Origin of the sequence: Clostridium sp. HBUAS56017 (assembly GCF_007115085.1) — a bacterium.
GTDB classification, from domain to species: domain Bacteria; phylum Bacillota; class Clostridia; order Clostridiales; family Clostridiaceae; genus Clostridium; species Clostridium cibarium.
This window is the reverse complement of sequence record NZ_SULK01000033.1, coordinates 18242-29768: the sequence shown is the minus strand read 5'-3', so window position 1 is coordinate 29768 and position 11527 is coordinate 18242. Positions and strand designations below refer to the sequence as shown.

General features: G+C 28.0%; 12 protein-coding genes. 2 read left to right on the top strand and 10 right to left on the bottom strand.

The annotated features are described in order from the left end of the window. Nucleotides 1–168: 168 nt before the first annotated feature. Both FAY47_RS18760 and FAY47_RS18755 read right to left on the bottom strand, forming a co-directional pair. On the bottom strand, nt 169–1935 hold the full coding sequence (locus FAY47_RS18760; protein WP_143318460.1) for a PAS domain-containing protein: 1767 nt from the start codon (nt 1933–1935) through the stop codon (nt 169–171). 400 nt (nt 1936–2335) lie between these two features. Then, nucleotides 2336–2584 carry a hypothetical protein gene (locus FAY47_RS18755; RefSeq protein ID WP_143318459.1) on the bottom strand — a complete coding sequence of 83 codons (249 nt, stop codon included), beginning with the start codon at nt 2582–2584 and terminating at the stop codon, nt 2336–2338. A 545-nt stretch (nt 2585–3129) separates the two neighbouring features. On the opposite strand from FAY47_RS18755, the gene FAY47_RS18750 reads away from it, so the two are divergent. Continuing rightward, a complete protein-coding gene (locus tag FAY47_RS18750; RefSeq protein WP_143318458.1) occupies nt 3130–3342 on the top strand; it encodes a hypothetical protein in 213 nt (70 codons plus the stop codon). A gap of 147 nt (nt 3343–3489) precedes the next feature. On the opposite strand, the gene FAY47_RS18745 is transcribed toward FAY47_RS18750, so the two are convergent. Continuing rightward, nucleotides 3490–3828 (bottom strand): hypothetical protein, encoded by a 339-nt coding sequence (locus FAY47_RS18745; RefSeq protein ID WP_143318457.1) that lies wholly within the window; start codon nt 3826–3828, stop codon nt 3490–3492. A 346-nt stretch (nt 3829–4174) separates the two neighbouring features. Further along, nucleotides 4175–4978, bottom strand: a complete 804-nt coding sequence (locus FAY47_RS18740) for a carbohydrate-binding protein (protein WP_143318456.1) — start codon at nt 4976–4978, stop codon at nt 4175–4177. A gap of 474 nt (nt 4979–5452) precedes the next feature. On the opposite strand from FAY47_RS18740, the gene FAY47_RS18735 reads away from it, so the two are divergent. Beyond that, nucleotides 5453–6244 carry a carbohydrate-binding protein gene (locus tag FAY47_RS18735; RefSeq protein ID WP_185966905.1) on the top strand — a complete coding sequence of 264 codons (792 nt, stop codon included), beginning with the start codon at nt 5453–5455 and terminating at the stop codon, nt 6242–6244. Between the two features lie 473 nt (nt 6245–6717). On the opposite strand, the gene FAY47_RS18730 is transcribed toward FAY47_RS18735, so the two are convergent. The 6 genes from FAY47_RS18730 to FAY47_RS18705 form a co-directional block, all read right to left on the bottom strand. Further along, nucleotides 6718–7584: a hypothetical protein gene (locus FAY47_RS18730; RefSeq protein WP_143318454.1), complete on the bottom strand. Its 867-nt coding sequence runs from the start codon at nt 7582–7584 to the stop codon at nt 6718–6720. 536 nt (nt 7585–8120) lie between these two features. Continuing rightward, nucleotides 8121–8480, bottom strand: coding sequence for a hypothetical protein (locus FAY47_RS18725; protein ID WP_143318453.1), 360 nt, complete (start codon nt 8478–8480; stop codon nt 8121–8123). Nucleotides 8481–8555: 75 nt separating this feature from the next. Then, on the bottom strand, nt 8556–8963 hold the full coding sequence (locus tag FAY47_RS18720) for a hypothetical protein (protein WP_143318452.1): 408 nt from the start codon (nt 8961–8963) through the stop codon (nt 8556–8558). 121 nt (nt 8964–9084) lie between these two features. Next, complete coding sequence (locus FAY47_RS18715) at nt 9085–9393, bottom strand: hypothetical protein (protein ID WP_143318451.1); 309 nt, start codon at nt 9391–9393, stop codon at nt 9085–9087. Between the two features lie 106 nt (nt 9394–9499). Then, on the bottom strand, nt 9500–10612 hold the full coding sequence (locus tag FAY47_RS18710; RefSeq protein WP_143318450.1) for a hypothetical protein: 1113 nt from the start codon (nt 10610–10612) through the stop codon (nt 9500–9502). Nucleotides 10613–10628: 16 nt separating this feature from the next. Next, entirely contained in the window at nt 10629–11396 is a 768-nt protein-coding gene (locus tag FAY47_RS18705) for a YiiX/YebB-like N1pC/P60 family cysteine hydrolase (protein WP_207706267.1), read from the bottom strand. Nucleotides 11397–11527 lie beyond the last annotated feature (131 nt).

Genomic DNA, 11527 nt, shown 5'->3' with positions numbered 1-11527 from the left:
TTGTCTTAAGCTAATGGTTGGCACTATCAACCCCCATATCGGACTTTCACCGACTAGTACGTGCCCATGCTGGGCACACATAAAAGAAGAAAAACGCCCATCATCTGGCGATTCTCCTTCCTTAATTATTTATGAAATTAATGCATCCTGTCACGTAAATTACAGCTTTTACTTTTGGGCTTGAATTTCTCCCACAATTTTATTTATCAACTCATTAACCTCAAAGCCTCCTCTAGCACTGATCATTTCTATTGTAGCCATGGAAGCCATAGTTTTGAACAATAAAGAATTTTTCAACTTGCTGAATTTAGGAGATAAATCAACTAAAAAATCTTTTATAAAGGGATAATCTTTTACTATATCCCCTATTATGGTATTCTTTGTAATTCCATACTCATTTTTAACTTCTGCACCTGAATCCTTAGCAGGCTTATCTTCTTCCTTTTTATTGCCCCAGGACAAGAGCCTTTGATTTCCTGTAAGGCTTCTAATGTGTGTAACATCCTGCATCATTTCCAAAACGCCTCTAAAGTTTCCTTCTTCGTCTCTTACTGCATTATAGATGATATATATGAATTTTCCGCCCATTTCCAGCCAAAATTCGGCTTCATCATGCTCTCCTGCTCTAAATGCTCTGATAATTTCTTCAACAGTATCAACGCTTTCTCTTGGATGGCAGTTTTGAACTTCTCTTCCAATAACTCCTGCACTTCTTGGGAATACTCTGTGCTTAGTATCACTATAAAACTTCACTATATCATTTTCATCCACGTAAGATAAATCCACTTGTAAATGCTTAAATATAAGATTAATCTGTTCAATGGTCAGTTTTCCCTGACTCACATCCAATACTTCATTTTTTGAAGGAGCAGAAAGTATGCCATGTTTTTGAAGCACTTTTGCCAAATCCTTAAGCAATTCATTGTTAGATTCTGAAGCCACTCCAGCTTCCTTCTCATTTCCATAAGTTGGTGGGTTTTGAATTAAACAATAACCAATTTCGTCATCAGATTTTCTCATTTTTACAAAGTCCTCTTGGGTTAGTAAATCCAAAGCAGTCGGTAATAGTACTTCCTCCTCTTTTACCATCATATCTTCTACCATCTCAAGGACTTCTTCTTGAAGCTTTAAAAATTCTTGATCCTGGTCAGCCTGCAAATAATCCTTAGCTTTTTTAATAATGTCTCTTACGTTATTATCTAAAGTCCACATGACCTTTGAAGGCTTATCAAACCCCTTGCTCTCCAATGCAGAAAACAATTGGTTTTGCTTTCTTGAAAAATGAACATTTATCTGTCCTAATTTATCGTAAAGCTCAGACCATCTATTCTTAATAAACTTACCTTGTAACAGTTCCTTCATTTCTTTAAGTACTTCTCTTATAGCTTCAATCTCATCAAGATAAGTTCTAATTGGATGTCCTGAAGGCAGCTGAATCTTATCACTTACAAGTATACCCTCAAAAATTTCAAGGATTTCGTTCATTCTTTGTGCTAATTCATCATCTGTAATTCCATACTTCTGAAGATATTGTTCGCATATAGCAAATTCTTGTGCTGTTACCTTGTCAACGGAAGTTTTCATTTTCAATTTTGCCTCTTCTAAAGAGATTTCTCCCTTTAGGTAACTTAGCTTAATATCCATAATATTTTTGATTTTTGTTTCATCTACCTTCAAGTATTCACCCATTTTAATTTTTTCAAGTTGAGCTTTAGGTGTGAAATAGACATGATACTCTTCATCACTTATTTTCTCAATATATTTGTCAAAGCCTCTTGCCTCCATCATTTTATACATTGGGAAAGGCTCAAAATCTTTAATTACATGTATTCCTTCATTTGGTTTTAGGTCTTCAATAGCATTTGTAATGCAATCCCTAAAGGACTCATGTTCTCCACGACCATCTATAGTAATATAATTTATGTCTTTTTTCATTTGCACATCATCCTTTCTTTATAGACTTTAATTGATTACCTATTTCAACTAATAAATCTTATCATATGAATATAATAACATTTATTTATATATGAATCGGTAACTAAAGTTACGTTTTTATTTACTTTTTAAAATTGCTTGCATCGCAGCCTACTGATGTTTTTAGTATTTACTTTTAAGATCTTTTTATAAGCTCAGCAAAATAAAGGATAAAGCAGTTATATCCTTTATTTGTTATACTCAAAAATAAACTATTTTTGCATATCTAATAATTATTTAATCAATTTTAGCTATTGACCTATAAAAAAAGAATCCTCTCTCCTAAGGATTCTTTCTACTTCTGTTATATCAAATTATCACCTCGTAATATTTATACTCTATCACTATTAACCAAATTTTATCATTCATACTTTTCCCTATTATCACTCATTAATAAATAAAAGATAATTATCATCAATATTAACATTATTCCAACCAATGTATTTTCTAAGGTTTTACTAATACCAATTGAAAATGGAGTTTTAAAAAAAATGGCTATAATCGCATCAATTATTCCTAAAAATTGATATGCTTTCTTATCCTTAATATATAGAATTACAAAGACCATCGCTAGTAAAAATAAACACATTAAACTAATAATATTTAACAAATTTCCCCTCCTAATCATCTCACAATATTTTTTCAAATCCCATCTACATACAGTTAATTTCCTATATCCATATTATACCTAAAATAATTAGTAATTCCAATTTATATATTTTTCATTAAATCATCAGTACCAACTTATAGGGATGGAAGTTGGACATCTAAAGTATCTTAAAATCTTTATTCACAATCCCATTAACCTTCACCAACAAATTAAAACTAACTCCAACATTCCTAAAAATCCCCTACAAAACGCCACCAACCTAGCAATATTTTTATATATTGACATATAATTACCTTTATGGTAATATAAACACACCGTTATAGTTTTCTATAATGTCTCACACCCAAAAAGCAGCCTTATAGGCTGCTTTTTAACTTTATTTTAAAGCTCAATGACTTAAATTTTGTACTATGTTCCCTTGAAACCTCTTCAAGCCCGCATTTTTTCAGCATATTCTTAAGAATATTTATGGTGAAGAATATTAACATATTTATTCTGAAGAATATGCTTAATTTTTGCATATATCCCTATCAGAGGTGATTATTATGACGAGAAAAAAGGAATTTGTGATGAGTAAAGATGATTTAACATCCGAAGAACTTATTGATGGGGACTTTTTAAATGTAAAGAGAACTTATATGTTAAGAGTTTCTACTGTTAGGAAGCTTAATGATCTAATTGGTGTAATTGCGAATATAAGATTTCCAGTAGCTGCTTCTCCATACTTGCTTATTAGACTTGAAAATTTTCTAATGTAATAACCGATGCATCTTCTCAAAACATTTATGATATATCTACTTTAACTCAAAGACAAGTTACTAAACTTAATGTAATCTTAATATATTTTTAAAAGGTAGATTGCGTGTACAACAACACGAAATCTACCATTATAAACCAAAAAATAACTACTTAACTGGTCTTGGACTTATATATATTTCTGATTTACCAAGTACTACAAGTTGGTAGTTTGGTTTCAATGGTATTAAATTAAAACTTTTTACACTAATAGGTAATCGTAGAGATTGCATTATAACAAAATTTTCATCAAAGATAAGTATATAGGCATTTTCTATTTGAGAAACATTTACAATGTCATAAAGATTGCCTTCTGAAGGATTCAAATCCGATACTGTATAAACGCCTTGTTTTAAAACATTAGTTTGAGATACAGCCAATGTTTTTACTCCAAGTATATTAAATGACAAAAATAAAAAAGCTAAACATAAAACAGCAAATTTTTTCATTACGCACCAACCTTTCAGCTATATTCAGATATATTTTATGTATTAAATATTATAGTATTCACTTAAATATCATTTAGTAACATTAAGTCAGTTGATTCTATCAATTCTTTTTTTAATATTCTCCTAGATTTAGTTTTTGTGGCAATGTGAGCAATATTACCGATTTTAAAGGAATACATATTTGTGAAGAATGTATCAAAGACTTGGAATCTTATTAAACCAAGTAACTTAACTAAAAAATATTTCATAAATACTTGTGATGCTTTCTTTTTGTATTTTATTTTTTTACAATAAAAAAGTGCTGTTGCACAACTTACTAGTTAGTTGTGCAACAGCCCATTGTAAGTTATCTTACTCCAGGATTATTTAAGGATTCAGATACATTAACCATATAGTTTGAATTAAAATTATTGTCCCAATAGGTTTGTCCATTTACTGTATAAGATATTGCAAACTTAAAATCTTTTGCATTAGCAGGACCTTCGCCTCTGAAACTCCATATTTCTACATCATTTGGTTCAGAAAACTGATATATAGCAGAAGTCTCTTTATAAGTAACCCAGTTATCACAACTGTATCTAACTTTTACAACCTTATTGTAATCTGAATTTTTTAATGCTATCTGCCCTGTAAAATAAGTATTATCACTAGTCCAACTATTGGTATTTGCAAGAACTAAATTGCTAGAGCCTAGAACATATCTGCCGAAATTAGCAGAATACCCTCCACTAACTTTGAATTCATTCCCATTATTGTTATCCCAATAAACTTGTCCAGAAGAAGTTGTGTATTTCACTGCAAATCTAAAATTTTTTCCTGACTTAGAATAGTCCGACATAGGATCTTGACCACCATCAATCTCAAAATACCATAACCCATATGCATTATCTTTTACACCAACATATGTAGCATTTGTATCTTTCCAAACATTATCTCCTACCTGATAGTGAAGTTCAACCGATCCTCCTTCAGATGGAAGTGTTTGAACATAGCCATAAGCAAAAATGTGATTGTCTTTGCTCATGGTTTTAGAGTAGACTAGTTGAACGTTTTGTTTTGTTTCAGCTGAAGCCTGGGTGGGAAGAGTTAAACCTGCAAGCAATACAAAAGAAAAGATGAAAATAAAAAATTTGTTTTGTTTAAGTTTCATTTAATGAACCTCCTTTTATCTATTTTGTAAATATTGTAACACGATTAATTATTTGCTAAAATAGTCATTTTAACCAAAAATTATTTAAGATAAATGTAAAAGTGCTAAAAGAATGTGAGAAGTTTGTTGCATATCATAAACAATTCAATTTTCACCCCCAATTCCACTTTTCCAACTCTCCGCCCACCATTATCAATAAATTCAACCTTTAAACTATTATTATCCCTAATAACCTTAAATTTATATCTAAGCTTGATTTATCTCCCACTCAAAATTAGTATTGTCTCTTAATAGAAGTCCAACAATATATAAACCTTAATACTACTCTGACAAAGAAATATTTATATAAACCTCACTATTTTTGTATAAAATTACAAACTTAAATTTTGCTTCCATTTTTGTTGAAAAATAACTTTTAGGATGATAATATGTAACTGTATAAAAAATAAACATATTAGGAATGGAGGAATATTTATGAAAATTAACAGAAAAATTTTATCAGCTACTCTTAAATTGTGCATGATCCTTGTGCTATCCTTTGGTATATTTACACAGGGTACAAGAGTTTTTGCAGCTTCAAACAATTCATCAGTAATATCATTACTTAATGCTAGTTATGAATCTCACTATGGAAAGGTTCCAGGCCAAAGTATTTCAGGACAAGTTTTAGTAAAAAATCTTGCTTACGCAAAAAATGTAACTATTCATTACTCACATAATGGAATTGATTGGGTTGATACCCCTGCCAGTTTTTACAAACAAATATCTAATACCGATGAAGTATGGAATTTTAAATTATCTGAAAGTTTAGATGTCGGTAGAAAATATATATTCGCTATAAAATATGAATTTAATGGACAAGTGTACTGGGATAATAACAATGGACAAAACTACAGTATAGAAGGCACAGATTATAATTCTGGTTTTCAAATTTTTAATAATGGGCCTGTTGAACTATACAACACTAATAGGTATTTTGCCATAAATGGCACTGACTCAATTTATGGTACAATAAGCCTACAAAACCTAGGTTATGCTAAAGATGTAGATGTACTATATTCTGATGATAGCGGAAAAACCTATAAAAATGTAAGTGCTATGTTTAATAATAAATATAATAATAATAGTGCAGAAAATTGGTCATTCTCTATAGATGGATTACCAAGAAACTCAAAAATAGAGCTAGCAATTAGGTACACAGTAAACGGACAAACTTACTTGTGTAATAATTTTGGCTCTAATTTTATATATAATCCTATAAATTAAATTAAAGTAAAAGAAACAAGTTTGCAGAATATTTTCTTAAATAAAAATGCTAACCATCCTGTGGCTAGCATTTTCTTTTTTGGAATCTTCTAACATAATTTGTCGTCAAATATTCCATCTAAGTTTAGTATATCTTTCTTCTCTTCCTTCTCTTATTTCTGGTTTTTCATTTTCATATAAAACTTTTAAGATTCACGCATGATAAAGATATATATTATAAAAAAACGAACTCATTTATTCCTAATAAGTTTTATATGTACTTTTTGCTATTATACTGAGACTTTTATGTTCCTTTCTTTATATTACAACTCACATTAAAAATCTCTTAAATTTATTTAGTACTCAAAAATTTAGCTGCCGCTAATGGATTTTTATCCTCTAATGCGGTAGCTCAATAAATGTAGTATAAGTAACATCTACTAATATATATTAAATAGCTTCTATAAAATTATTGTATTAAAATAAAAATGATTCTACTCATTTTTATTAATTATAGAATTAGTATATTCATCTTTTCCTAAGCTTTCTCTTATTTGCTTTAACCTACGTGACATTTTACGCATTGTAGAAATTGTAGGTAAAAGAAACAATATTCCTATAAATTCTATAAATGCATATACTGAATTATTAAATTTTAAAAATGATAAAATTAAACATCCACTATATCCAATCGTTACAAATATTATATCTCTAATAAATATTCTTTTAGAATATCCCATATCTAAATAGAATTTCGTATAGTTTTTATAACTCATATTAATAAACCATGCAAACACAAATATTGAGAACATAACTGGTATAAGCCAATTTTCTTTTGTTCCCTCCATATTTTTAGTAACTGGAACCGATAATCCTACTCCCATAAATACAAGTAATGAAACTATTTGTTTATTTGTTGCAAAAACCATCGCTCTAATATTATTTTTTTCCTCATTTGTTATACTTATTTTATCTTCATTTTTATGTTGCAAATTAGTAATCTTCTTATTAATAAAATATTCAACTATACTATTAAATACGAATGCAATAATAACAATTACAAATTTATTCTCTAGATTGCTAGAATTATTAAAACAATAGAAGACCAATCCCCAAGCAATTATTCTTATTGATAAATCTAAAACTGCTTCATTTCTAATGTACTTGAAGTCTTTATAATAATAATCAGTAACTATAAATGATGTAAAAATGATTGATATAAATGGTATAACTCCTATTATAAACTTTATTATATTATTTAAATTATTCATTATCCCATTTATATTAACATATGCAATTAATCCCATTAATCCATAACTAATACAGTTTAATGTAACTAATACTTTTATTCTTTTGTCCATATTTTCTCCTTATGTAATTTAAAAGCAAATTTTCTCAAGTTTCCACATACTTTTTTACTCTATCTTAACATATTTAAATATTATAGATGAAACTTTTTATTCAATTATATAAAGTTAATACTATATTTAAGTTTATTAAAATTTATATCTATTATATCCATTCAACATTTAGAATTATGCTTATATGAAAATAACTAAAAAGAGACCTGTTAAAAATCCAGACCTCTTCATGTAATTTCTATAAATCATTTAAATATATTAGCATTCTCTGCATATAAATCTATATGTCCACCTTTTAAACATACATATTTATTAATTTTTGAGCTTTTAGGCGCAATTGTTAGCCTTTTTTTATTCTATTTATATTATACACAATTCTACTTTTTAGTAAAACTTTAATTTTAAGTTTAAATTTTGTATTAACTAATATCTTTATTAGATTACAATCAGACAGTAGATAAACTTTACTTTTACACAAATATCCTACCTACTGTCCTAATGATATATATTAATTATCAAAACAAGTATTTCTTATTTTACCACATATTTACGTGATATCCAGAAAAGTTCTTGCTTAAAGTTGCTGACAACCCTTGGTTAGCACATCCTTTTAATTCTGTTTTTACATATAGTACACCTGCTCCATATGCTAGTGATGCAAGTGCTGCGCCTATGCCTACAGGTCCACCAATAAAACCACTAATAGCAGTTGCTGTTCCAGCTAAGCCAAGATTAAGATCTAATAAATCCCCCATTGTACCGCATTCCTTACTATCTAGATCTATCGACCAACCCCACCAGTATTTTTGATAGTTAGCTCCACCATCAACATATTCCATTTCATCTTTCTCTACTTCTAGATAAGTGCTTGGTAATCTTAATTCTACTGTACTCATTTTAAAATCCTCCTTTATACTTTAACCTCATTTTAATATATATCAAAGGTATCTCGAGCTACCTCTAATAGCGATTTAATTTAACTTTATTCCTACCTGCTCTATCAGATATTTTAAATATGTTATTTTTTCATACTTAACCCTAGTTTCACTTACAATTCCAGGAGTTAAATTTACTCTTTCTCCTCTTTTGTCCTCTAAGTATGATTTACTTGGTCTTATCTTAACTTTAAAATAAGAATTTCCACTTTTTTGGTCAATTGTTGCATCTTCATCAATGCTTTCTACAACTCCATCTAACGTTCCATATTCTGTTTGACTCAAACCTCCAACAACTAAAGACACATCATCTTCGGCATTTATCCTTGGTCTATCTGAGCTTGGAACTAAACTTTCTATTATTAATTGCTCATTAGAATTTTGAATATTTCCTAATATGCTTCCTGCTTGTAATACCATTCCATTCTTTAATTCAGTATTCAATTCAACCCCTAGCAGTATCAGCTAAAGATTCTTCTCTATCACGTACTATATTTTAAAAATGATCTCCATTTAAATTGCATCAAAATAAAAAATGCAGAATTCGTACATAGCAACACGAATTCTACATTTTTTTTAAATGCGATGCAATTAAACCTAACAATAAATAAATTATTATTAGTATGTTTATACCATTGATCTTATACCATACATAAGTTGGTATTAATATACTTATTGATAATAATGAGAAACAAATTATCATGCTCTTTATTGAATTTGAACAAATAACTCCTTGAAGAATAAATATACTAGGAAACACTACATATATCCATACTAAAATGTATAAACTAGTTTCTTTAACCCTGAAACGTCCTATATATTCTAGTGTAACAATAAATAAACAAGAAAATATAATTGATAATATTTTCTTCATAAACATTCTCCCTTTAAGTTAAATTATATTATACAATTATGTTCTTAATTATAGTAAAGCTTTTTCACCATCATTCCACTTACTAAATACAATACATATTATAAAACTAATCCTCTTTTATAAATGAATGTGCATACAACTTATTATTTATATTTAAATTATAAAGATATAAACTATTTTTTAGGTTTCCATTTAAATCATATGTACATATGCAATACTTATTTTTTACATTATCAAGATAAAGAAAGTATATTTCATTATTTAATTTGCTATAATAACTAATTAAATTAGATTGTGGATTTAAACTATAATTTTTTATGCTGAATTCTTTAACAAATTCATTGTTTTTAATGTTAAAACTATATACCTTTCCCTCTTTTGTAGGATAATATATCTTATCATCAAAATAGAAAATTGAGTTTGTTGAAATTGGATAATATTTATCATTATCTTCTTTATCATTAAATTTAATCAAATCAAAAACATTTTCAACTTTTAAAGTTTTAGTTGAAATTTTTAAAAGACTAACACTAAATCGTTCTTTTATAGTAAAGCAATAAATATTATCATCATTAATAATCATTTTATTGTCGCTTCCAATTATTGTATCAAAGGTAATATCATTTTTTTCAATACTAATATCATCTTGAGAATTTATTGAAATTTTTTGTATTTGTTTTAAATATCTGTTTTTCATATTTGATGTTACTAAATAAATATTATCATTATCATTACCATAAGCATTTACGAATCCTTCAATTTGATGTAAAGATTGTTTGCCACTATCTCCAATGATAAGTTTTGATGAATAAAAATCTTTTTTAAAGCATTCATTTGATAAAAAATAGAATATTTCACAATTTTTAATAGTATCTGCCATATTGTATCCAATGGTATTAATATCCTTAGTAATATCTTGGTTAAGTGAATTAGATTTTAAACTACTTAAACCTTTTGGATTTTGAAATATTATATCTTTTTCATAATTAATAAGACCTGAACAAGGGTACGCATCTGTATGATAATACTTCAAATTTCCATCAGAATTAACTTCTACTAATGTAGCATCTTTATTGCCATAAGCCACTTCTGTAGAAGTTGGTGCAAAATATATATACCACTTATTATTTACTTCTTTACTTTGAGTTTTAGTAAATATTATTGACGATGCTACTAGTAATAAAATTATTCCAATAATATAATTCCTTTTTGTGTTCATGTTTACCTCGTATATCCTAATATTCTGTGTAAATACTTGCTCTACTATCATATAATATATCTTTAGGGTAAACACCTAACCCACCATCTTTATCTATATCTAAACCAGCAGTTTCCTTATATGCAGCCCATACTAATTTAGAACAATTTTTTGCACCATAACAATCTGTAAGTCTATTGGTAGCAAAATTATATGAATATGGATCTCCAATTCTTCCATAGGCCCAATTTGAAGCACCATTCTTAACATCAGCGCTTACTCCTGAAAATGTAAATATTTTAGATCCACTCTCAACCGATTTAGAATTTCTACTTATACTTCTAACACCTGTAGAAGGTAGTGATTCAACAATAGTATCAGCTGTCCAGTAAATACCTACATGTCCATATTCGATTGAAAAAGTACTTGCTGGTTCATAAAAAACATCTCCATTATATTTTGCAGGTCCTAAAGTATAGCTCTCTCTTGAAATCTGGTTTTCCAGACTTTTGTTCAATTTGCTATCTATCTTTCTTTGTTGAATTGATTTTTGCTCTTCTTCTCCAAGCTCTTTCTGATTTTTCAATTCCCTAATTATCTGTTCTGATATTTCTTCTTCTGATTTGCCTAATAATTTAGCAGAGTCTTTAATAGAGTTTTGTAACTCATCACTTGTAACTCCAGGCATTTGTGATAATATTTCATTCATATCTTTACTAGTGCTTGCATGTGCAAATATGCCTGTTTCAGCAGTTATAATTCCAGAAAATATTACAGTAATTATTAATATTTTTGTTTTTAACATTTATTTATCCCCCATCATTTTAATTTGAAAACAATATAATAAATTATATTATTAAACATCTATGTATAAAATATACAATACTTTCTTCAAAAAAACAACATTTTTGTTAAAATGTTTCCATTTTTAATAAA